Origin of the sequence: Mucilaginibacter sp. UR6-1 (genome assembly GCF_020880975.1) — a bacterium.
Taxonomy (GTDB): domain Bacteria; phylum Bacteroidota; class Bacteroidia; order Sphingobacteriales; family Sphingobacteriaceae; genus Mucilaginibacter.
This window is the reverse complement of sequence record NZ_JAJIWP010000004.1, coordinates 74,798-95,400: the sequence shown is the minus strand read 5'-3', so window position 1 is coordinate 95,400 and position 20,603 is coordinate 74,798. Positions and strand designations below refer to the sequence as shown.

Annotated in this window: 25 protein-coding genes; 19 read left to right on the top strand and 6 right to left on the bottom strand. The window is 43.7% G+C overall.

Going from position 1 to position 20,603, the window contains the following annotated elements; all coding sequences use genetic code 11:
• Window positions 1-10: 10 nt before the first annotated feature.
• The 15 genes from rplF (at window position 11) to dnaK (ending at window position 10,303) form a co-directional block, all read left to right on the top strand.
• Window positions 11-568, top strand: coding sequence for a 50S ribosomal protein L6 (rplF, locus tag LJ707_RS15705; RefSeq protein WP_228952751.1), 558 nt, complete (start codon window positions 11-13; stop codon window positions 566-568).
• A complete protein-coding gene (gene rplR, locus LJ707_RS15700; RefSeq protein WP_370632410.1) occupies window positions 565-924 on the top strand; it encodes a 50S ribosomal protein L18 in 360 nt (119 codons plus the stop codon). Before rplF ends, rplR begins: the two co-directional genes overlap by 4 nt.
• A 12-nt stretch (window positions 925-936) precedes the next feature.
• Window positions 937-1,455, top strand: a complete 519-nt coding sequence (rpsE, locus tag LJ707_RS15695; protein WP_194101685.1) for a 30S ribosomal protein S5 — start codon at window positions 937-939, stop codon at window positions 1,453-1,455.
• Window positions 1,456-1,460: 5 nt separating this feature from the next.
• Complete coding sequence (gene rpmD, locus LJ707_RS15690) at window positions 1,461-1,640, top strand: 50S ribosomal protein L30 (protein ID WP_194101684.1); 180 nt, start codon at window positions 1,461-1,463, stop codon at window positions 1,638-1,640.
• A gap of 4 nt (window positions 1,641-1,644) precedes the next feature.
• Window positions 1,645-2,091 (top strand): 50S ribosomal protein L15, encoded by a 447-nt coding sequence (gene rplO / locus LJ707_RS15685; protein WP_228952749.1) that lies wholly within the window; start codon window positions 1,645-1,647, stop codon window positions 2,089-2,091.
• Window positions 2,092-2,097: 6 nt separating this feature from the next.
• Window positions 2,098-3,441: a preprotein translocase subunit SecY gene (gene secY, locus LJ707_RS15680; RefSeq protein WP_228952748.1), complete on the top strand. Its 1,344-nt coding sequence runs from the start codon at window positions 2,098-2,100 to the stop codon at window positions 3,439-3,441.
• A gap of 6 nt (window positions 3,442-3,447) precedes the next feature.
• Window positions 3,448-4,239 (top strand): type I methionyl aminopeptidase, encoded by a 792-nt coding sequence (gene map / locus LJ707_RS15675; RefSeq protein ID WP_228952747.1) that lies wholly within the window; start codon window positions 3,448-3,450, stop codon window positions 4,237-4,239.
• Window positions 4,240-4,302: 63 nt separating this feature from the next.
• The gene (gene infA, locus LJ707_RS15670; RefSeq protein WP_074487406.1) at window positions 4,303-4,521 is read left to right on the top strand and encodes a translation initiation factor IF-1; all 219 of its coding nucleotides are present in this window, start codon (window positions 4,303-4,305) and stop codon (window positions 4,519-4,521) included.
• A 13-nt stretch (window positions 4,522-4,534) separates the two neighbouring features.
• Entirely contained in the window at window positions 4,535-4,651 is a 117-nt protein-coding gene (gene rpmJ, locus LJ707_RS15665; protein WP_074487407.1) for a 50S ribosomal protein L36, read from the top strand.
• Window positions 4,652-4,724: 73 nt separating this feature from the next.
• Complete coding sequence (gene rpsM, locus LJ707_RS15660) at window positions 4,725-5,102, top strand: 30S ribosomal protein S13 (protein WP_228952746.1); 378 nt, start codon at window positions 4,725-4,727, stop codon at window positions 5,100-5,102.
• A gap of 145 nt (window positions 5,103-5,247) precedes the next feature.
• A complete protein-coding gene (gene rpsK, locus LJ707_RS15655) occupies window positions 5,248-5,637 on the top strand; it encodes a 30S ribosomal protein S11 (RefSeq protein WP_194101679.1) in 390 nt (129 codons plus the stop codon).
• A gap of 67 nt (window positions 5,638-5,704) precedes the next feature.
• A complete protein-coding gene (gene rpsD / locus LJ707_RS15650; RefSeq protein WP_228952743.1) occupies window positions 5,705-6,313 on the top strand; it encodes a 30S ribosomal protein S4 in 609 nt (202 codons plus the stop codon).
• Between the two features lie 116 nt (window positions 6,314-6,429).
• Window positions 6,430-7,422 (top strand): DNA-directed RNA polymerase subunit alpha, encoded by a 993-nt coding sequence (locus tag LJ707_RS15645; protein WP_228952741.1) that lies wholly within the window; start codon window positions 6,430-6,432, stop codon window positions 7,420-7,422.
• Window positions 7,423-7,575: 153 nt separating this feature from the next.
• Complete coding sequence (rplQ, locus tag LJ707_RS15640; protein WP_228952739.1) at window positions 7,576-8,139, top strand: 50S ribosomal protein L17; 564 nt, start codon at window positions 7,576-7,578, stop codon at window positions 8,137-8,139.
• A 253-nt stretch (window positions 8,140-8,392) separates the two neighbouring features.
• Window positions 8,393-10,303, top strand: a complete 1,911-nt coding sequence (gene dnaK, locus LJ707_RS15635) for a molecular chaperone DnaK (RefSeq protein ID WP_228952733.1) — start codon at window positions 8,393-8,395, stop codon at window positions 10,301-10,303.
• A gap of 75 nt (window positions 10,304-10,378) precedes the next feature.
• Here the strand turns inward: dnaK and LJ707_RS15630 are convergent, their stop codons facing one another.
• Entirely contained in the window at window positions 10,379-12,640 is a 2,262-nt protein-coding gene (locus tag LJ707_RS15630) for a glycoside hydrolase family 31 protein (RefSeq protein ID WP_228952731.1), read from the bottom strand.
• Between the two features lie 200 nt (window positions 12,641-12,840).
• Here LJ707_RS15630 and LJ707_RS15625 point away from each other — a divergent pair, with 200 nt between their 5' ends.
• The 3 genes from LJ707_RS15625 (at window position 12,841) to hflX (ending at window position 16,002) form a co-directional block, all read left to right on the top strand.
• Window positions 12,841-13,221: a VOC family protein gene (locus LJ707_RS15625; RefSeq protein ID WP_228952729.1), complete on the top strand. Its 381-nt coding sequence runs from the start codon at window positions 12,841-12,843 to the stop codon at window positions 13,219-13,221.
• A gap of 36 nt (window positions 13,222-13,257) precedes the next feature.
• Complete coding sequence (nhaA, locus tag LJ707_RS15620; RefSeq protein WP_228952722.1) at window positions 13,258-14,427, top strand: Na+/H+ antiporter NhaA; 1,170 nt, start codon at window positions 13,258-13,260, stop codon at window positions 14,425-14,427.
• A gap of 390 nt (window positions 14,428-14,817) precedes the next feature.
• A complete protein-coding gene (gene hflX, locus LJ707_RS15615) occupies window positions 14,818-16,002 on the top strand; it encodes a GTPase HflX (RefSeq protein WP_228952720.1) in 1,185 nt (394 codons plus the stop codon).
• A gap of 48 nt (window positions 16,003-16,050) precedes the next feature.
• Here the strand turns inward: hflX and LJ707_RS15610 are convergent, their stop codons facing one another.
• Window positions 16,051-16,605, bottom strand: a complete 555-nt coding sequence (locus tag LJ707_RS15610; RefSeq protein WP_228952717.1) for a hypothetical protein — start codon at window positions 16,603-16,605, stop codon at window positions 16,051-16,053.
• A gap of 16 nt (window positions 16,606-16,621) precedes the next feature.
• Window positions 16,622-17,560 carry an SPFH domain-containing protein gene (locus tag LJ707_RS15605; protein ID WP_228952715.1) on the bottom strand — a complete coding sequence of 313 codons (939 nt, stop codon included), beginning with the start codon at window positions 17,558-17,560 and terminating at the stop codon, window positions 16,622-16,624.
• Between the two features lie 85 nt (window positions 17,561-17,645).
• Here LJ707_RS15605 and LJ707_RS15600 point away from each other — a divergent pair, with 85 nt between their 5' ends.
• Complete coding sequence (locus tag LJ707_RS15600; RefSeq protein ID WP_228952713.1) at window positions 17,646-17,834, top strand: hypothetical protein; 189 nt, start codon at window positions 17,646-17,648, stop codon at window positions 17,832-17,834.
• On the opposite strand, the gene LJ707_RS15595 is transcribed toward LJ707_RS15600, so the two are convergent.
• The 3 genes from LJ707_RS15595 to LJ707_RS15585 all read right to left on the bottom strand — a co-directional run bounded on the left by LJ707_RS15595 (window position 17,831) and on the right by LJ707_RS15585 (window position 20,566).
• The gene (locus tag LJ707_RS15595) at window positions 17,831-18,988 is read right to left on the bottom strand and encodes a CapA family protein (protein WP_228952711.1); all 1,158 of its coding nucleotides are present in this window, start codon (window positions 18,986-18,988) and stop codon (window positions 17,831-17,833) included. The two genes, LJ707_RS15600 and LJ707_RS15595, sit on opposite strands and share 4 nt — an antisense overlap.
• A 17-nt stretch (window positions 18,989-19,005) precedes the next feature.
• Window positions 19,006-19,581, bottom strand: coding sequence for a C40 family peptidase (locus LJ707_RS15590; RefSeq protein ID WP_228952709.1), 576 nt, complete (start codon window positions 19,579-19,581; stop codon window positions 19,006-19,008).
• A gap of 289 nt (window positions 19,582-19,870) precedes the next feature.
• Window positions 19,871-20,566: a PAS domain S-box protein gene (locus LJ707_RS15585; protein ID WP_228952707.1), complete on the bottom strand. Its 696-nt coding sequence runs from the start codon at window positions 20,564-20,566 to the stop codon at window positions 19,871-19,873.
• Window positions 20,567-20,603 lie beyond the last annotated feature (37 nt).

Sequence of the window (20,603 nt, the reverse complement as noted above, 5' to 3'; positions counted from 1 at the left end):
AAATTAAGCAATGTCAAGAGTAGGAAAAGCACCTATAGCATTAGCCTCTGGCGTAACAGTAACCGTATCGGCAGATAACGTTGTTACTGTAAAAGGCCCTAAAGGTGAATTGCAGCAGGCAGTTGATAAAGATATCACTGTTGAGCAGGAAGACGGACAGTTACTGGTTAAACGCCCGTCTGACCAAAAACGTCACAAAGCATTACACGGTTTATACCGCGCGCTTTTAAATAACATGGTTGTTGGTGTAACCACTGGTTACAAAATTGAGCAGGAATTAGTGGGTGTGGGTTACCGTGCCACCAACACAGGTAATACTTTAGATTTAGTATTGGGTTATTCTCACCACTACATCTTTGAGTTACCACAAGAAATTAAGGTTACAACCACCGCTGAAAAGGGTAAAAACCCTACCATCATCCTTGAGTCTATCGATAAACAATTGATCGGCCAGGTTGCAGCAAAAATACGTTCGTTACGTGCACCGGAACCATACAAAGGTAAAGGTATCAAGTTTGTAGGCGAAGTATTACGCAGAAAAGCAGGTAAATCAGCATCTAAAAAATAATCGTCATGGCAGGTAAATTATCAAGAAGAGACAGAATAAAAAGAGGAATCAGAAAACGTATTTCAGGTTCTTCAGCGCGTCCGCGCTTGTCAGTGTACAGAAGCAACAAAGGTATTTACGCTCAGATCATTGACGATGTAACCGGTAAAACACTTGTATCAGCATCATCTTTATCAAAAGATTTTTCAGCTAACGGTACAAAATCAGATCAATCAGCCGCTGTAGGTAAATTAGTTGCCGAAAAAGCAGTTGCCGCTGGTATTAAAGATGTAGTGTTTGACAGAAATGGTTACTTGTACCATGGCCGTGTTAAATCACTGGCTGAAGGTGCACGTGAAGGTGGTTTAAACTTTTAATACAAACGAGAGATGTCAACAATCAACATAAAAAGAGTAAAAACCAGCGAGATCGAATTAAAAGATCGCCTGGTAAGCATACAACGTGTGGCCAAAGTAACCAAAGGTGGCCGTACTTTCAGCTTCAGTGCCATTGTGGTAGTGGGCGATGAGAACGGTGTTGTAGGTTACGGCTTAGGTAAAGCAAAAGAGGTTACCGAGGCTATTGCCAAAGGCATTGATGATGCTAAAAAGAACCTGGTAAAAGTGCCTATCATCAACGGTACTGTACCTCATGAGCAAATAGGTAAATTCTCTGGCGGTTTTGTTTTCATAAAACCTGCTGCTAACGGTACCGGTGTTATTGCCGGTGGTGCGATGCGTGCAGTATTGGAAAGCGCCGGTGTACATAACGTATTGGCAAAATCAAAAGGTTCATCAAACCCGCACAACGTGGTTAAAGCAACCGTATCGGCATTAGCGCAACTGCGCGACGCTTATACCGTAGCTCAGCACCGTGGTGTTAATTTAGGTAAAGTATTTAACGGATAATCATCATGGCAAAAATCAAAATTACACAGATTAAGAGCGTGATCGATAGAAGTGAGCGCCAAAAAAGGACCATTGAAGCATTGGGCTTGAAAAAAATTAACCATAGCGTTGAGGTTGAAGCTACTCCGGCTATCATCGGCATGGTTCGAAAAGTTAATCATTTGGTAGCAATAGAAAGCATTTAATATCATGAATTTAAGTAATCTTAAACCTGCTGATGGTTCTACCAAAAGCAGAAAGAGAATAGGCAGGGGTACTGGTTCAGGCCGTGGTGGTACCTCAACTCGCGGGCACAAAGGTGCCGGTTCACGTTCAGGCACCAGCACTAAAGTTGGTTTTGAAGGTGGCCAGATGCCGTTACAACGCCGTGTACCTAAGGTAGGTTTTAAAAACCCTAACCGTGTAGAGTATGTGAGCATTAACCTTGATGCATTGCAAGGTTTAACTGAAAAGTATTCAATTTCAACTATTGATTTTGATACTTTGAAAGAGCATGGTTTAGTTTCAAAAAATGACCTGGTGAAAATTCTTGGTCGTGGCGAACTTAAAGCCAAAGTAGAAGTTAAAGCGCATGCATTTTCTGCCTCTGCCCAAAAAGCTATCGAAGCAGCAGGCGGTACAATCGTTAAGTTGTAAATTTCAATGAAGAAATTATTCACCACACTTTCCAATATCTGGAAAATTGAAGATCTAAGAGTGCGTATTATAAACACGCTCTTATTTCTTTTGATATACCGTGTAGGTTCTTTTATCATCCTTCCGGGGGTTGACGCGGCTGCTATCAGCAACGAAACCGCTAAAGAAGGTTTGTTAGGCTTATTGAATATGTTTGCGGGAGGCTCGTTCTCCCGCTCATCTATTTTTGCATTGGGTGTGATGCCGTATATATCGGCCTCTATCGTGGTGCAATTGTTGGGTATAGCGGTACCGTACTTCGCAAAAATGCAAAAGGAAGGTGAAAGCGGCCGTAACAAGATCAACCAGTGGACCCGTTACCTAACCATCGGTATCACCGCTTTACAGGCTATCGGCTATGTTAAATCACAGATCAACCAGGAAGCAAAGCTTTTAGAAGAGCCTTACTTTACGCTGATCAGTGTATTTGTACTTACTGCTGGTACTTTGTTTGTAATGTGGCTTGGTGAAAAAATTACCGATAAAGGTATTGGTAATGGTATATCATTGATCATTATGGTGGGTATTATAGCCCAATTGCCTGGCGCTTTTGGTACAGAGTTTAACTCACGTACTACCGGTGCAGGTGGTTTGGTAACCTTCATTATTGAGATAGTTGCGCTGATACTGGTAGTAATGTTTACTATCCTTATAGTGCAGGGTACACGTAAAATTGCGGTACAATACGCTAAACGTATTGTGGGTAACAAACAGTATGGCGGCGTACGTCAGTATATACCGTTAAAGGTAAATGCTGCCGGTGTTATGCCAATCATCTTTGCCCAGGCACTGATGTTTATACCTGCTACTATCCCGCAGTTTTTTCCGAGCACAGCAACCAATGGCGTTTTAATGTCATTGGCCAACTACAACTCATGGTCGCACAATATATTGTTCGCGGTACTGATCATCCTGTTCACTTACTTCTATACAGCTATAACGGTTAATCCTAACCAAATGGCGGATGATATGAAGAAGAACGGAGGTTTTATACCTGGTGTTAAACCGGGCAAAACCACGGCCGACTATATTGATGATGTAATTTCAAAGATCACGCTTCCGGGTTCGGTATTCCTGGCTATCATAGCCATTATACCGGCGCTTGCAAGCAGCGTAGGTGTAAACAGCTTATTCGCGCGTTTCTTTGGCGGTACATCGCTTATCATATTAGTAGGTGTTGTATTGGATACCCTGCAACAAGTAGAAAGCCATTTACTAATGCGCCATTACGATGGCCTGATGAAAACAGGACGTATTAAGGGCCGTTCGGCAGTACCTGCCGCACCTGGCACTGTGCCTCCGGCTATTTAATTACTGATGCCTAAGATCCATTACAAGTCTGCTGAGGAAATAGAGCTTATACGCGCAAGTGCGCAGATGGTATCTAAAACCCTTGCTGAAGTAGCAAAGGTGATAGGCCCGGGAGTAACTACGCTTGAGCTTAACAACCTTGCTGAAACATACATTCGTGATAACGGCGGTATCCCCGCCTTCCTTAACTTTCACGGTTTTCCGTATTCGTTGTGTATCTCGCTGAATGATCAGGTGGTGCATGGCTTTCCGGGTAAGCATGTGCTTGTTGAAGGCGATCTGGTATCGGTTGATTGTGGTGTGATCCTGAACAAATACTATGGCGACTCGGCCTTTACCTTTGCAATTGGTGAGGTTGATGAACCCACCAAAACACTGATGCGTGTTACACGTGAGTGTTTGGATAAGGGTATTGAGAAAGCAGTTACCGGTATGCGTATAGGTGATATAGCCTATGCCGTGCAGGAACATGCCGAGAAGCACAAGTTTGGCGTAGTAAAGGAATTGGTAGGGCATGGAGTGGGCCTTGAGCTGCACGAAAAACCCGAAGTGCCTAACTATGGTAAACGTGGCTCAGGCATCAAGCTTGAAGAAGGAATGGTGATCGCTATTGAACCGATGATCAATGCCGGCCGTGCCGGTATTAAATTCTGGGATGATGGCTGGACGGTATCAACGGTAGATGGTAAAGCATCGGCACATTACGAGCATACAGTGGCTGTAAAGAAGGGCCAGGCAGATGTACTTTCAACATTTTCATACATTGATGATGTTTTGAAAGAAAAAAACAATAATTAAAAAAATTTTATTAATTTTGCGTCCCGCTTTTAGGGCGGGTAATTAAGTAGAAATCAATAAAGTATGGCTAAACAATCGTCGATCGAGCAGGACGGCACAATAAAAGAGGCATTGTCAAACGCAATGTTTAGGGTTGAATTGGAAAACGGTCACGAGATTATAGCGCATATATCAGGCAAAATGCGTATGCACTACATCAAAATTCTACCTGGCGACAGGGTGAAACTGGAGATGAGCCCGTACGATTTGACCAAAGGCAGGATTACTTACAGATATAAATAAAAAAGCATAAGCGATGAAGGTTAGAGCATCAATTAAAAAGCGTAGTGCTGATTGCAAAATCATCCGCCGCAACGGTAAACTTTACGTTATCAACAAAAAGAACCCTAAGTACAAACAACGTCAGGGTTAATAAAAAAGAATTGGCAACAATTGTACATCGGTAGCCGCCGATCGGTTGTTGCGTAAAAAGGAAAATTACAAATATGGCAAGGATTTCAGGTATTGATTTACCAAAAAACAAAAGAGGCGTTATCGGTCTTACCTACATTTATGGTATCGGTCGTTCAACTGCCCAGGATATCTTGGATCAGGCAGGTATCGATGTAAATATCAAAGTACAGGATTGGACTGACGATCAGTTAGCCGCTATCCGTGGTATCATCAATGACCAGATCAAGGTAGAAGGTGCTCTTCGTTCAGAAGTACAACTTAACATCAAGCGTTTAATGGATATCGGTTGTTACCGTGGTACCCGTCACCGTAAAGGTTTACCTCTGCGTGGTCAGCGTACTAAAAACAACTCACGTACCCGTAAAGGTAAACGTAAGACTGTTGCTAACAAGAAAAAAGCTACTAAATAATAAACAGAATTAAGATGTTAGATGTGAGAGATGAAATTTTTTCACACACGCACATCTAATGGATAAAGAATAGGGTAGGATTGATTTGAAATGAGGCAACAGGCTTCACATCTCAAATCTCCATATCTAAAAACTTAAAAATAAAATGGCTAAAGGCAAAAAAGTAACCAAAAAGCGTATTGTAGTTGTTGAGCCGGTTGGCGAGGCGCACATCAATGCAACTTTCAACAACATCATTATAACCCTTACCAATAAAAATGGTCAGGCTGTATCATGGTCATCAGCAGGTAAAATGGGTTTCAAAGGTTCAAAAAAGAACACTCCATACGCTGCGTCACAAGCTGCTGCCGATTGCGGTAAAGTTGCTTATGACTTAGGTTTACGTAAGGTAGAAGTATTTGTAAAAGGCCCGGGTTCTGGTCGTGAATCAGCTATCCGTACCCTGCAAACTACAGGTATCGAAGTAACTACCATAAAAGATATTACACCGCTTCCGCACAACGGTTGCCGTCCTTCAAAAAGAAGAAGAGTTTAATTAACACGATTTTTAAAGCTAAGATTCTGCAGTTTAAGGCTGCATGATACTTTAAAACAACAACACAATGGCAAGGTATACAGGACCAAAATCCAAAATTGCGCGCCGTTTCCGTGAGCCGATCTTCGGTCCGGATAAAGCGTTAGAAAGAAAGAACTATCCTCCGGGCATGCACGGTGCCTCAAAAAGAAGAGGAAAACAATCTGAGTACTCTACTCAGTTGCAGGAAAAACAAAAGGTAAAATACACTTACGGTGTATTAGAGCGTCAGTTCGAGAACCTTTTTCACCGCGCTTCAGCTAAAGAAGGTATCACCGGTGAAAACCTGTTGAAATTCCTGGAAGCACGTTTAGATAACGCTGTATACCGTTTAGGTATCGCACCTACACGTTCGGCTGCACGCCAGTTAGTAGGCCACAAACACATCACTGTTAACGGTGAGGTTGTGAACATCGCTTCATACTCATTAAGAGCAGGTGACGTTATTGCCGTACGCGAAAAATCAAAATCTCTTGAGGCTATCACTAATTCAGTTGCAGGCCGCAGGATCAATAAATATAGCTGGTTAGAGTGGGATGCTAACGAATTAGTTGGTAAATTCCTTACCTATCCAAACCGCGACGAAATTCCTGAGAACATCAAAGAGAATTTGATCGTCGAGTTATACTCTAAATAAGACATAGGATTTGAGATATATAGTATGAGATATGGGTTTTTAATTAATTACTCATATCTCATACTGTATATCTCACGTCTGTTTAAATACAATTAGAAACTAAAAAAAGGATATAAATGGCAATTTTAGCATTTCAGAAACCGGATAAGGTTATCATGCAAAAATCGACTGATTTTGAAGGTACGTTTGAATTCCGTCCCTTGGAACCAGGTTTCGGTATAACCATAGGTAATGCTCTGCGTCGTATATTACTTTCATCGTTAGAAGGTTTTGCTATCACTTCTGTTCGTTTTTCAGGAGTTACGCACGAATTTTCAACTATAAAAGGAGTTGTTGAAGATGTAACCGAGATCATCCTTAACCTGAAACAAGTAAGGTTCAAGAAAACCGGTGAATCTGGCGACAGCGAAAAAATATTTGTGATCATCAATGGTCAGGATAGCTTTAAGGCTGGCGATATCACTAAATTCTCAAATAATTTTACTGTACTTAATCCTGACCTGGTTTTAGCCAATATGGATTCATCAGTAACACTTGAAGTGGAACTGACCGTAGGTAAAGGCCGTGGTTATATACCAAGCGAAGAGAATAAAAACCCGGATGCTAACGTAGGTGTTATCGCTATCGACTCGATCTACACCCCGATCAAGAATGTTAAGTATACTATCGAGAACTATCGTGTTGAGCAAAAAACCGACTACGAGAAACTGGTTCTTGACATTGCTACTGACGGTTCTATCCACCCGGAAGACGCGCTTAAAGAAGCTGCCAAGATCCTGATCCAACACTTCATGCTGTTCTCTGATGAGAACATGATGCTGGAGGCTCAGGCTAAAGAAGAAACAAAAGAAGTTGACGAAGAGATACTGCACATGCGCAAGATCCTGAAAACTGAATTGGTTGATCTTGATCTTTCAGTACGTGCCCTGAACTGCCTTAAAGCTGCTGACATCCGCAGCCTGGCTGACCTGGTATCATATGACGTGGCTGATATGCTTAAGTTCCGCAACTTCGGTAAAAAATCATTAACCGAAATTCAGGACCTGGTTAAATCAAAAGGTCTTTCTTTTGGCATGAACCTGGCTAAATACAAGCTGGACGAAGAATAATATTAAAGTGATCAGATGTTGGTTGTTAGTGATTAGTCACTAATCTCTGACCTCTGTTCACTAATTACTAACAATTAAACAATAGGCATAATTCCGAGGGCTTGACGATAACACGCCGCCCAACGGTATGCACGTGCCACAACAAACAAAACAATGAGACACGGTAAAAAAGTTAATCACTTAGGCCGCACCGACAGTCATCGCAAAGCGATGATGAGCAACATGGCCTCTTCGCTTATCCTGCATAAGCGCATTACTACAACATTGGCAAAAGCAAAAGCACTGCGTGTTTATGTTGAGCCTTTGATCACCAAATCAAAAAGCGATACTACGCACTCACGTCGTACAGTGTTCGCTTACCTTAAAAGCAAAGACGCGGTTACTGAACTGTTTCGTGATGTTGCTTCAAAAGTGGCAAACCGTCCGGGTGGTTACACTCGTATCATCAAAATGGAAAACCGTTTAGGTGATAACGCTGAAGTAGCCATCATTGAGCTGGTTGATTACAACACAGTTTACGGTGCTGAAGCTGCTCCTGCCGCTAAAAAATCAACACGTCGTCGTGGTGGTGCAGGCAAGGCAAAAACTGCCGCTGTAGCTGAAGAAGCTGTAGTAGTTGAAGAAACTCCAAAAGCTGAGGCTGCTGTTGAGGAAACTCTGGCTACCGAAGCACCTGCAACTCCTGAGAAAGAAGAAAACGCTGAAAAAGGCGAATAATTCATAACAGAATTTAAAAGGTAAAAACGCCCGGCTGATATTTTCAGTCGGGCGTTTTTTTTAGTATAATTTGATGCTGGATATGGCATTTTTTCTGCCATCCTGTCACCAGTTTGTCTTCTTTTGCTGACGAAATATATCCATCAAATCGTGATAAACTGACGCATTACTGCCATTTACTATTTGGCACACGCATTGATAAATAGCTGTGGGTAATTAATATTTACAAACAAAGAAATAACAATCATACAATATGTCTAAAATTATCGGAATCGACTTAGGGACAACAAACTCATGCGTGGCTGTAATGGAGGGTAACGAGCCTGTGGTTATTGCCAACAGCGAGGGTAAGCGCACTACGCCATCGGTAGTTGCTTTTGTTGACAACGGCGAACGTAAAGTGGGTGACCCGGCAAAGCGCCAGGCGATCACCAATCCCCGCAAAACAATCTACTCTATCAAGCGCTTTATGGGTAACCAATTTGCTGAAGTAAGCAAAGAGAAAGAGCGCGTTCCATATAACGTGGTTAGCGAAGGTAATACCCCGCGTGTTGCTATTGATGACCGTAACTATACCCCGCAGGAAATTTCGGCCATGATTCTTCAAAAAATGAAGAAAACCGCCGAGGATTTCTTAGGGACTGAAGTGAGTGAAGCGGTTATTACCGTACCTGCTTACTTTAACGATGCACAACGCCAGGCTACTAAAGAAGCCGGTGAAATTGCAGGCTTAAAAGTACGCCGTATCATCAACGAGCCTACTGCCGCCGCCCTTGCATATGGTTTGGACAAAGCACACAAGGACATGAAGATCGTGGTGTTTGACTGCGGTGGTGGTACGCATGACGTATCAGTACTTGAGTTGGGCGATGGCGTGTTCGAAGTAAAATCAACCGATGGTGATACGCACCTTGGTGGTGATGACTTTGATCAGGCTATTATTGACTGGCTGGCCGACGAATTCAAGAGCGACGAAGGCATCGATCTGCGTAAAGACCCTATGGCTTTACAACGTTTAAAAGAAGCTGCTGAGAAAGCTAAAATTGAGCTTTCAAGCACTACGCAAACCGAGATCAACCTGCCATACATCACCGCTGTTGACGGTATGCCTAAACACCTGGTTAAAACCTTGAGCCGTGCTAAATTTGAGCAATTGGTTGATAGCCTTGTAAAACGTACTATTGAGCCTTGCCGTACAGCATTGAAAAATGCCGGTTACAGTACTTCAGATATTGACGAGATCATCCTGGTAGGTGGTTCAACCCGTATCCCTGCTATTCAGGAAGCCGTGCAATCATTCTTTGGCAAAGCCCCTTCAAAAGGTGTAAACCCTGACGAAGTGGTAGCTATCGGTGCCGCTATTCAAGGTGGTGTATTAACCGGTGAGGTTAAAGATGTGTTATTGCTTGACGTTACCCCGCTTTCATTAGGTATTGAAACCATGGGCGGTGTAATGACCAAACTGATCGAGGCTAATACTACTATCCCGAGCAAAAAATCAGAAACATTCTCAACCGCGTCTGACAGCCAGCCATCGGTAGAGATCCACATTTTGCAAGGCGAGCGCCCAATGGCCGCGCAAAACCGCACCATAGGCCGTTTCCACCTGGATGGTATTCCACCAGCACCTCGTGGTGTGCCTCAAATTGAAGTAACCTTTGATATTGATGCCAACGGTATTTTACATGTATCTGCAAAAGATAAAGCTACCGGGAAAGAGCAAAAGATCCGTATCGAGGCTTCATCAGGCTTGACAGACGAAGAGATCAAAAAGATGAAAGCTGAAGCAGAAGCTAATGCTGAATCAGATAAATTGGCTAAAGAAGAAGTTGAAAAACTGAATGCTGCCGATGCTTTGATCTTCTCGACCGAGAAACAGTTGAAAGAGTATGGCGATAAGATACCTGCTGACAAAAAAGCACCTATCGAAGAAGGCCTTACCAAGTTGAAAGCCGCACATGCCTCTAAAAACCTGGCCGACATTGAAGTTGCCCAAGGTGAATTGGATAATGCATGGAAAGCCGCGTCAGAGGATATGTACAAAGCTGCTGCCGAAGCCGGTGAGCAACCGGGTGCAGACGCCGGTGCTGCCGGTGCGCAAGCCGACAACTCAGACACCGTAACTGACGTTGATTATGAAGAGGTAAAAGACGATAAAAAGTAATAATTCCTGATAATTTGAAAGGCCCTGTAACCACAAGTTGCAGGGCCTTTCGTTTTTTTTATGTGTTGATATTGCTTACAGGCTGATCTCTATCACACCGGAATGATAAAGCGCCTCTTTCTCTTTTATAGATTTATCAAAGCCATGCGATATCAGTTTTAATGTATTGAATTTTGAGGTGTAACTGCCCTCTGCTACGGCAAGCATTACGGTATTACTTTCAGCATGGTAGCTGATCTCTCTTTTATGAAAGATGCCGCGCTCGTTATCATACGTTACGCCGTCATCCTCATAGTAAATAAAGGTTGAATCTTGTATGCCTTTCCAGATGTGCAGGTAAAGTATACCGTCGCCCGCTTCATTGGTGCTTTGAATAACACTTTGCATCGGGATGATGCCTCCGCCCTTTACAAATACCGGCAGATCATTTAACGGCGCAGGTACGGTGTGCGCCATGCCTCCCTCATATGCCTTATCATTACCAAAGCGGTACCACTCGCCCTCAGGTAAGTAAACTTCGGCGGTAAGTTTGGTGCTTTCAACCGGTGCCACTAATAGGGAATTGCCAAACAGAAACTGGTTTTGATAGCGAACATCAAACACATTTTCATCCGGCGTATAATCAATCGCTAAAGTACGGCTCAAGGGTAATCCGTTTTGTGAGGATTCATAAAAACCGGAATAAATATAAGGCAGTAACCGGTAACGCAGCTCAATATCCTTACGGATGATGGCCATATTTTCCTGGCCCCATTCCCATGGTTCGCGCATGGCAGTACCTATTTCAGCATGGTTACGGTACATCGGGATGTAAACACCCAGCGAGTTCCAGCGCAGCATCAGTTCAGGGGTAGGGTTGCCGGTATAGCCCCCAATATCAACCCCGGTGAATGACATGCCCACCAAGCCGAGGCTGTTCACCAGGCGCTGCCCGTAAAGCATGTGCTCATCAGTAGCGGTGTTATCACCCGTCCACACCGCCGAAAAGCGTTGTGTGCCGCAATAAGCCGCACGGGTAAGCATAAATGGGCGTTTGTTGCCTAATATTTGACGCGTACCATTATAAGTAGCTTTGGTCATTTCCATACCGTAGGCGTTGCGTACCTCGGCCATGTACCGGTCGCCGAATTTTACCAGGTAGGGGATGTTTTGTCCCCAGGCGGCAGGCTCGTTCATGTCGTTCCAAAAACCCTCTACGCCCGGTTCGGTAAGTGCCGTAAAGGCTGCACCCCACCACTCTTTCACCTCGTCATCAAAAAAGTTAGGGAAGTGGCAGCGGCCCGGCCATACGCTGGCTATGTAATTGTCGCCATTGGTATATGTGGCAAAATAGTTTTTGGCGACACCTTCGTCATATTGTTTATACCCCTCCTCAACTTTAATGCCCGGGTCAACAATACAAACCGTGCGAAAATCGAGTGCTTTCAATTTATCTATCATCCCTTTAGGGTCAGGAAAAGCTTCGTCATTCCAGGTGAATATCTTGTAATTGTCCATGTAATCTATATCGCAATAAATTACGTCGGCAGGTATATTATGCTCCCTGAACTTTTGGGCGATGCTAAGTACTTCATCAGCACTCATGTAGCTGTAGCGGCATTGCTGGTAGCCAATGCTCCACAGCGGCGGCATTTCCATACGCCCGGTAAGCCAGGTATAATCTTTAATAATATCGGCTACACCCTGCGCCCCGAAAAAATAATAGTTCATGTCGCCGCCATCTGCACCAAACCAGCTCATTTCATCATCAGTAGTAGCACCGAAGTCGAAATAGCTTTTGTGTGTATTGTCAAAGAATAAACCATACGTTAACCCGCTATGCAGCCCGATAAAGAACGGGAAAGTTTTATAAAGCGGATCGGTGTAAATGGTATGTTTTGAGGCATCGGTATTCCAATTAACGTAATGTGTACCGCGGCGGTTAAGGTCGCCTGTTTTTTCGCCCAGGCCTATAAACTTTTCATCAGCGTAAAGTTTACGGTAATTAACCACCCGTTCGTTTTGCCAGTTAACGCCAAAGCGGGCATCGTCCTCACTCAACACCTTGCCTTCGGCTGTGTAAAAACTAAATCGTAGCGGAGTTTTATTTACTTTGAGTATCAGTTGGCCGGTAGTAATGGTGAGCTCATTATCAGCCTCAGTAAATTTGATGCCGGTTTCCGGCTGCTGTATCACCGCGAATGAGGCATCGGGCTTATCAGGTGTCTGCGTAATATTTACCCGGATGATAGCCGGGGCATACACCCATATTTTGGCCGTTGCTTCGGCCGTTTGTATAATAATATGATCGTTTTGCGTGGTTACCTGTTTTGCGTTGCCTAATAGCTGGGTTTGCATACTGTTGGTTTTTGCTTGTTGATGATGCCAATTTACACTTCCTGTGTTGCTTATTAAACTTTAAACGGGCATATATTGTTGTTTAGTGGCGGCAAAGCGAAAAATCAGGCGGATACACCGCCTTTATATGTCCTGTTTGCACCCTATATAAATTGCTTACTGGCAAACAGTTTGTTGTACATAAGCTAAAAATAAATACCATGTTTAAACCAAATAGTGCATTTGCAGGCTTTTCTGTAAACAATATAGAAAAGGCCAAAGAGTTTTACGGTACCACGCTGGGTTTAGAAGTAAATTTAAATGAAATGGGTGTGCTCGATATAAAATTACCGGGCGGTGGCTCGGCTATTATATACCCTAAGCCAAACCATCAGCCGGCCACTTTTACCGTACTCAATTTTACGGTGAGCAGTATAGAGGATACCGTTAAAGAGTTGAAGGAAAAAGGAGTACAATTTGAAAGCTATAACATGCCCGAGCTTAAAACGGACGATGATAATATTATGCGCGGCAACGGCCCTACCATTGCCTGGTTTACTGATCCGGCGGGAAATATCTTATCGGTGATACAGGAGGATTAGACTGTCTGGTAGTGGTTGTTTAAGTATATTCGCCGTATGGCGAAATTCAGACGATTAAAGAAAGCGGTAGAGTTTATTGAGCATCCATCGGCGGGCGGTATATTGCTGTTAAGCTGTGTAGTGCTTTCGCTTGTTTTGGCTAACTCGCCTGTTAATGATGCTTTTGCCGGTTTGCTTGGCACCAGAGTCGCGGGCGATGCGCTTGGGCCTGAATTTACCGTGGCTTCATTCATCAATGATGCACTGATGGCCATATTCTTCCTGATGGCGGGGTTAGAGATCAAACGGGAGATGGTTGAGGGAGAACTCTCTGAAGTAAAAAAGGCGGCGCTGCCTGTGTTGAGTGCTATAGGTGGGATGCTATTCCCGGCGTTGATCTATTTTATATTTAATTATAACGCCAGCAGCACTTCCGCAGGCTGGGGAATACCCATGGCTACCGATATTGCTTTCGCTATAGCCATATTAAATGTATTGCGAAAGTTTATTCCGGTTGGAGCAAAGGTGTTTTTAACAGCCTTGGCCATTGTTGATGATCTTGGGGCTATTGTGGTGATCGCCTTGTTTTATACGCATGGATTGGAAATAAACTATTTGTTTTATGCCCTGGCTTTTTTCGCCCTGGCTTTAGTGTTTAATTATTTCGATCTTAAAAACGCCTGGTTTTACCTGGTGCCCGGCATGTTTATGTGGTACTTTATTCATCACTCGGGCATTCATGCTACGGTGGCCGGGGTGTTAACGGCCTTTGCGGTTCCGGTAAAAACCAAGTCAGGCTATTCTCCGTTAACTGAAATGGAACATAAGCTATCAGTGCCGGTCAATTTTATAATACTGCCTTTATTTGCTTTAGCCAATACCAATATTACCTATGAGCCAGGGATGCTTGGCAGTTTGTTAACCCCGCTTGGTTTAGGCATAATATTCGGCCTGGTGGTTGGCAAGCCTTTGGGTATATTTTTAATGACGTTTGCCGCCGTTAAAACCAAGCTCAGCAAATTGCCCGAAGGTATTAATTGGGCGCACCTTCTCGGCATTGGTACGCTTGCCGGTATTGGTTTTACCATGTCGATATTTATCTCCCTGCTATCATTCAGTGAGCCCGGGTTGCAAAGCAGTGCTAAGTTCGCAATCCTTACCGCGTCGGTTGTTGCCGCGTTGGCCGGCTTTGTTGGGTTGAGGGCGTATTCAAAAAGGGTGGGTTGATTATTGCTTTGCATTTCTCATTACGTCATTGCGAGGTACGAAGCAATCTCTAAAGCGACTTGTTGGATTTGATTAAAGGGATCGCTTCGTACCTCGCAATGAGTTGCTTATTATAATCTACCAAACGGCATAATCTCATCTTGTAAAAATTTATTACCTTTGTATCATCATGGAAATTACTACCGTATTTGCTTAATGCTTTGGTTCCCAGGTAAAGCTATTGCCCGATAGCCGGACCGGAGTATGTTAATTAATCTTATTTTTACTACTTGATCATTATTGCCGGGTTAATGCCCTATTAATGTATTGCCGTATGTTATTTTGGCATGTGCATGAGTAAAACAATGCCTTTTAGTAACTTGGCATTTTGATTGTTAATCATTTTATTGAATGAAACAAAAGTATTATGATACTGCTGTGAAGCAGGAAAAAGCGATTTTGGTTGGCGTAATTACTGCCGACGAAACCGAAGAACTGGAAAAAGAATATTTGGAAGAGCTGGAGTTTTTAGTGGAAACCGCAGGCGGAAAAACCGTTAAGCATTTCACCCAAAAACTCTCGCGCCCTGAGCGTGCTACCTATGTAGGTACCGGTAAGCTCGAAGAAATAAAGGAATATGTAATAGCCGAAGAAATTGATATTGTTGTATTTGATGATGAGCTGTCGCCATCGCAATTGCGTAATATTGAGAACGAGCTGAAGGTGAAGATACTTGACCGTAACAACCTTATCCTCGATATTTTTGCAGGCCGTGCCCAAACCGCGCAGGCAAAAACCCAGGTTGAGCTGGCACAGTTGCAATACATGCTGCCCCGCCTTACCCGTTTATGGACTCACCTTGAGCGCCAAAAGGGTGGTATTGGTATGCGCGGCCCGGGCGAGTCGCAGATAGAAACCGACCGCAGGCTGATCCTGAACAAAATATCGCTGTTAAAGGAAAAGCTGAAGGATATTGATCGCCAAAACGAAACGCAGCGCAAAAACCGCCACCAACTGGTGCGCGCGGCATTGGTGGGTTATACCAACGTAGGTAAATCAACCATTATGAACATGCTTTCAAAATCGGATGTTTTTGCTGAGAATAAGCTGTTTGCCACACTGGATACAACGGTGCGCAAAGTAGTGATAGAGAATGCGCCGTTTCTGCTGTCAGACACGGTTGGGTTTATCCGCAAGCTGCCTCACCATTTGGTAGAGTGCTTTAAATCAACCCTGGACGAAGTACGCGAGGCCGATATACTGATCCATGTGGTTGATATATCGCACCCTAACTTTGAGGACCAGATACGTACGGTTAATGAAACGCTGAAGGATCTGGGCGCGGTGGATAAGGATAACATCACCGTATTCAATAAAATTGACGCTTACCAGCCTGCGGAAACCTTTGAAGGCGAGGAACTGAAACCGCTAACGCTTGAAGATTTTAAGCAAAGCTGGATGGCCCGTCACAACAGCCCGGCCATATTTATATCCGCCGCCAAGCGTGAAAATATCGACGAGTTCCGCCAGTTATTGTACGATAAGGTAAAGGCTATACATACAGCCAGGTATCCGTACGATCATTTGTTGTATTAAAAATCATTACCCCAAAAAAGCGCTGCCATTAATGGCAGCGCTTTTTATTTACATCGCTGCCGTAAGCGGCGGCATATTACTTACCTTTTTTTGCAGGTACCTGTCCCAAACGGCTTGTTGGGCGCGGTTTTGCATATGGTTGGTATCATCCTCATAATCCTTGTTCATCTGCTGGTATTTGGCATCAATGCGGTTAAAAATATCGGCTATCACCATACTGTAATCGCGCCCGAACTGTGTGCGGTTAAAGGTTCGCAAAACTTCCTGCTGCTGCAGGTAGGCAATATCGTAATGGCCCTGTTCATGCCGTAATACCTCGGCCAGCATTTCGGGTGTTTTAACGCGGGTGCGGTCAAGCCATGATCTGTCCCGGTTCATAACCATACCCACCTCAAAATCAATCCTGAATACACCTTTTATGCGTTTTACACTGTAATTATAGCTTATACTGCAATTAGTATAAGCTACCGCGGCAAAGTTGCTGCGGCGCGGCGTGCCCTGAAAATCATTAACGGTAAGTGTTTTGTAGCCTTGTTGTGCAAAGCTGTTAGTGATGGTACAAAGCACAGCCACCAATGTCAATCTCAAAAATATTGATACCATACAGTCAAAAAGTTTTTTACTTTTTGACCTGATCGCTCTTTAAAAGGTTTAACCCCATTGTTTCTTTCATGGTACGCTGCATACCATCTACCGATCCATCAAGAAAGATAACGTTGCCCTTTGAGTTCTCGCCAAAGTGTTTGATGGATTCTGTCCACATAGTAAACAATATCACCGAGGTATCCATATTGGCTTCCTGCATTTCTTTGGCGGCCACCGTCATACCCTTAGCTACCTCTTCGCGAAAGAGGGCTATACCCTGTCCGCGTAGCTGCGCCGCCTGGCGCTCGGCCTCGGCGGAGATCTTGATGGCATTACCCTCAGCTTCGGCAGCCTTGGTTTTGGTGATCAGCAGTGCCTGGCCTTCATTCTCGGCAGCGGCTTTCAGGTTGTTTGATGCCACTACCTGGCTCATTGATTTCATGATGATGTCATCAAAGGTAATATCGTTTAATTGCAGGTCCTGCAGGTGATAGCCCCAGCCTTCAAGAATGTTATCCAGTTGCTCTTTTACGTGCTCTACAATGTCGCGGCGCAGTATCAGTACATCTGCCTGGCGTTTGGTGGCTACAAAGGCGCGTATAGAGCCTTCAACGGTGCGCACCAACGCCTGCATCAGGTTACGCTCGTCAACAAACTTAAAGGCCACGTTTTTGATGGTTTCTTCCTGCTGATCTAATACGGAGTATAGCAGCATTGCCTTAAAATATACATTAGCCTGATCGTAAGTTACGGCCTGAAACTCCAGCTCAACCGAGCGGTTTTGTATCGAGATGCGCGATTGTATCAGCTCAATAAGCGGTATCTTAAAATTAAGGCCCGGCGTAAGTATACGGCGGTATTTGCCAAATATGGTAACTACAGCTATAGTGCCCTGTTTTACGGTCACAAATGAACTGAACAATACAATAAGCAACAATATAAAAACAACGGCTAATGATATAGAAACATCCATAATTGAAGATTAAAGGTTTAAATAAAGATAGAATTAAATATTGGTGTGCAATTTGTTTTATTAAAGCAAAACACTAAAAACAACCATGAACTTAAAACGCACATTTGGAACCATACTTACCGTATTAGGTATTGTTGGTTTAATTTATACCGGTGTTGGTATTATACAAAAAAGCGCCGAAATGACCACCCTTGTAGTAGTTGGCGTTATTGGTATCATTTTCTTTTTTACAGGAGTTGGCCTGGTACGCAATACGGCTGATAAGGCAGTTTAACGCGACAGGGTTATTGCCCCGTTATTACTTATGTTCAGGTTAGATTCCGGAAAATCAGATGCTGATAATGCTTTAATGCGTTTAATAACCCGGTTTGCGGTATCAATATGAATACCTTTGGGATAGATTTGCCTGGTAGCGATAATTTGCGCGCAGGCAAACTCGCCCTTTTTATTTATTTTTAATTTGAGGAGCGGTGCAAGCCCGCACAAACCGGTGGTATTTACACCGCGATAGGTGCAAAAGTTGCCCATGCTGTAGGCAATAAAGCGTTTATTATACAACTCCACTGCGCGGGTAAGATGCGGACCATGGCCTAAAACCACATCGGCACCGGCATCAATGGCGTTATGGGCAAAAGCGTAAACATCGCCTCGGTTCTCGCCCTTATAGCTTTCGTTTTTACGGGTTACATGTTCAAATTCGGTACCCTCGCCGCCGCCGTGAAAGGATACGATCACAATATCTGTTTGCTGCTTTAACTCGCTGATGATCTTTGCCGCATTGGGCAGGTCAAGCAGCGATAAGGTTTGGCTGTTAGGGGAGAAAGCGCAAAAACCTACAGTTATATCCTTTACTTTTAATATGGCGGTTGGTTTGCTGCGCAGGCCCGCGTTTGCTATCTGCAATGAATCCAGTATCCGCATGGTGCTTTTACGCCCGGCCGGCCCAAAATCATTAGAGTGATTGTTACCCAGGCTGATCAGGTCAAAACCCGCTTCTTTAAGTAAGCCGCCATAGCTCTCCGGCATCCTGAAAAGGTAGGCTTTGCTGCGCTGGTGTAATTTAAAATCGGCTGCGGCACCGGTATCTAACAATACCCCTTCAAGGTTGCCAAATGTTATATCAGCATCCTGCAAGTGTGCCAATACAGGTTTAAAGCTATTTTTTCCGCTGTCGCGGGGCAGGGTTGATCTGTCAGGATATGAAGTGCCCAGCATAATATCGCCAACCGCGGCAATGCTGATGGTATCACCGGGGGGTATTACCACTTGTTCTGAGGTATCTTGTTCAGGCAAGGTGCTCTGGTGGTTAGCCGAACGGTTATCCGCAGGCATACACCCTGCAATAATCAGCAATATAAATAAGTAAAGGAGAAGGTTACGGTACATGGCAAAAAAAAATCCTTCCGTAGTTACGAAAGGATCTGGCATTTAGTATAAATAAGTTTTTAATTAGTTTCTTCTTCTAACGGAATTTCAAGCTCATCCTGATACTCGGCTGTTAAACGGCCGCCTTTGTAAAAATAACGGCTGTAGTAACGATCTTCAAGGTTTGAAATGGCAACACCTTTTGATGAAGCGTGGGCAAAGCGGCCTCCGCCTAAATAAACACCAACGTGTGATATACGGCGGCTGCGAATTTTAAAGAAAACCAGATCGCCTTCTTTTAACTCATTACGGCGAACAGGGCTCACCATGCTGAATATATCGCGTGAGTTACGTTTGATGGTAAGGTTAAACACCTTGCTGTACACCTCTTTGGTAAAGCCTGAGCAATCAATGCCTTTGCGGCTGCTGCCGCCAAAACGGTACGGAGTGCCTATCCAATCATGTACTACTTCAAAAAGTTTAAGGTTTGAGGTTGCTGATAATGCAACACCCATAATTTGCGAAAGGTATGTTTTAGCTAAGCTTTCCTGTTCATCACCTGCATTTTCAGCAGTGTTAGCGGTAGCGGTTTTTGTTTGAGCCTGAACACTTAGTACACTGATGAACAATGCGATAGCAATAGTAAATTTCTTCATTTAATCCTTTTATCTTGTTGAATAGGGGTACAACAAACTGTTTATTAAATTATACAATATGTCTATTGTTAACTACAAATCTATCCATTCATTTTAAAATTGCAAATAAATGATACATTTTTTTGTAAAAAGTTGAACGCCCGGGGCAACTTTAACACAAAAAAGTGTAGATAGTAACAATAGTTTGAATACCTGTATATGCTTAGTAAACAGAATTTTGAAACTTATACGTAGCAAGATATGGTGAAGTTTCACCTGCTGAAAAATAATTTCAAATCAGTTAACTTATTTAAATCTCTCCGCTTTCGCGTGATTCCTTTTCTTCGCGTAAATTTCGCATGATCTTTGTGAAGCCACGATGCTTGTGTGCTTCATCATATAAAGGGAACACCAGGCCGGTGCCCCAAAACTTTGAGCCATCCTTGCGTACATGGTTGCGCTCGTCAATGGCCCGGCCCTCTCTTAATGCCGTACCCAGTTCCACTGCGGGCATACTACGGGCAACATCCTCAGTAGTAAAAAATATTGACGCGCTGTAACCCAATACCTCATTCTCGGTATAGCCTAAAACTTTTTGCGCGCCTGTGTTCCAACTGTTAACATTACCCAAATTATCTGTTGTAAACACGGCATAATCCTCCAGGCTGTCAAGCACCTGTCTAAAAAAACCCTCACTCATCCTAAAATAACTGTCGTTATACACATCTTCAGTATCGGATGGTTCATCGTATATCCCTACCTCGTAATCCACCAATATTTGTGTTCCGCTAATGCCGCAGCACATCTGCATAGGCTCGCGGGTTATGCGGTAATAGGTTTGGTAGCCATCGGGCAATTGCTGTAAAATGGGAGTGGTTTTAATTGGCTTTAATACAATTGGGGCGTTACGGTCGGCATCGGGTTCATAAACCTCGCTTGCCAGCATATAGGTAAACCCTTTTTCTATCAGATCGCCAAGCAATTGTGGGGTGAGTGCTACTTTCATTTGGTGTTGTATTTGCTAAAACTTTATACAGAGTATT

Bases quoted from the DNA above. Each gene is read 5' to 3' on its own strand.
- rplO (WP_228952749.1), top strand. From the start codon at position 1,645: ATGAATTTAAGTAATCTTAAACCTGCTGATGGTTCTACCAAAAGCAGA.
- secY (WP_228952748.1), top strand. From the start codon at position 2,098: ATGAAGAAATTATTCACCACACTTTCCAATATCTGGAAAATTGAAGAT.
- LJ707_RS15645 (WP_228952741.1), top strand. From the start codon at position 6,430: ATGGCAATTTTAGCATTTCAGAAACCGGATAAGGTTATCATGCAAAAA.
- rplQ (WP_228952739.1), top strand. From the start codon at position 7,576: ATGAGACACGGTAAAAAAGTTAATCACTTAGGCCGCACCGACAGTCAT.
- LJ707_RS15595 (WP_228952711.1), bottom strand. From the start codon at position 18,988: ATGCCAGATCCTTTCGTAACTACGGAAGGATTTTTTTTTGCCATGTAC.
- rpsD (WP_228952743.1), top strand. From the start codon at position 5,705: ATGGCAAGGTATACAGGACCAAAATCCAAAATTGCGCGCCGTTTCCGT.
- nhaA (WP_228952722.1), top strand. From the start codon at position 13,258: ATGGCGAAATTCAGACGATTAAAGAAAGCGGTAGAGTTTATTGAGCAT.
- LJ707_RS15590 (WP_228952709.1), bottom strand. From the start codon at position 19,581: ATGAAGAAATTTACTATTGCTATCGCATTGTTCATCAGTGTACTAAGT.
- LJ707_RS15625 (WP_228952729.1), top strand. From the start codon at position 12,841: ATGTTTAAACCAAATAGTGCATTTGCAGGCTTTTCTGTAAACAATATA.
- rpsK (WP_194101679.1), top strand. From the start codon at position 5,248: ATGGCTAAAGGCAAAAAAGTAACCAAAAAGCGTATTGTAGTTGTTGAG.
- rplF (WP_228952751.1), top strand. From the start codon at position 11: ATGTCAAGAGTAGGAAAAGCACCTATAGCATTAGCCTCTGGCGTAACA.
- infA (WP_074487406.1), top strand. From the start codon at position 4,303: ATGGCTAAACAATCGTCGATCGAGCAGGACGGCACAATAAAAGAGGCA.
- LJ707_RS15610 (WP_228952717.1), bottom strand. From the start codon at position 16,605: ATGGTATCAATATTTTTGAGATTGACATTGGTGGCTGTGCTTTGTACC.
- rpmJ (WP_074487407.1), top strand. From the start codon at position 4,535: ATGAAGGTTAGAGCATCAATTAAAAAGCGTAGTGCTGATTGCAAAATC.
- hflX (WP_228952720.1), top strand. From the start codon at position 14,818: ATGAAACAAAAGTATTATGATACTGCTGTGAAGCAGGAAAAAGCGATT.
- LJ707_RS15630 (WP_228952731.1), bottom strand. From the start codon at position 12,640: ATGCAAACCCAGCTATTAGGCAACGCAAAACAGGTAACCACGCAAAAC.
- rpsM (WP_228952746.1), top strand. From the start codon at position 4,725: ATGGCAAGGATTTCAGGTATTGATTTACCAAAAAACAAAAGAGGCGTT.
- rpsE (WP_194101685.1), top strand. From the start codon at position 937: ATGTCAACAATCAACATAAAAAGAGTAAAAACCAGCGAGATCGAATTA.
- dnaK (WP_228952733.1), top strand. From the start codon at position 8,393: ATGTCTAAAATTATCGGAATCGACTTAGGGACAACAAACTCATGCGTG.
- rpmD (WP_194101684.1), top strand. From the start codon at position 1,461: ATGGCAAAAATCAAAATTACACAGATTAAGAGCGTGATCGATAGAAGT.
- map (WP_228952747.1), top strand. From the start codon at position 3,448: ATGCCTAAGATCCATTACAAGTCTGCTGAGGAAATAGAGCTTATACGC.
- LJ707_RS15605 (WP_228952715.1), bottom strand. From the start codon at position 17,560: ATGGATGTTTCTATATCATTAGCCGTTGTTTTTATATTGTTGCTTATT.
- LJ707_RS15585 (WP_228952707.1), bottom strand. From the start codon at position 20,566: ATGAAAGTAGCACTCACCCCACAATTGCTTGGCGATCTGATAGAAAAA.
- LJ707_RS15600 (WP_228952713.1), top strand. From the start codon at position 17,646: ATGAACTTAAAACGCACATTTGGAACCATACTTACCGTATTAGGTATT.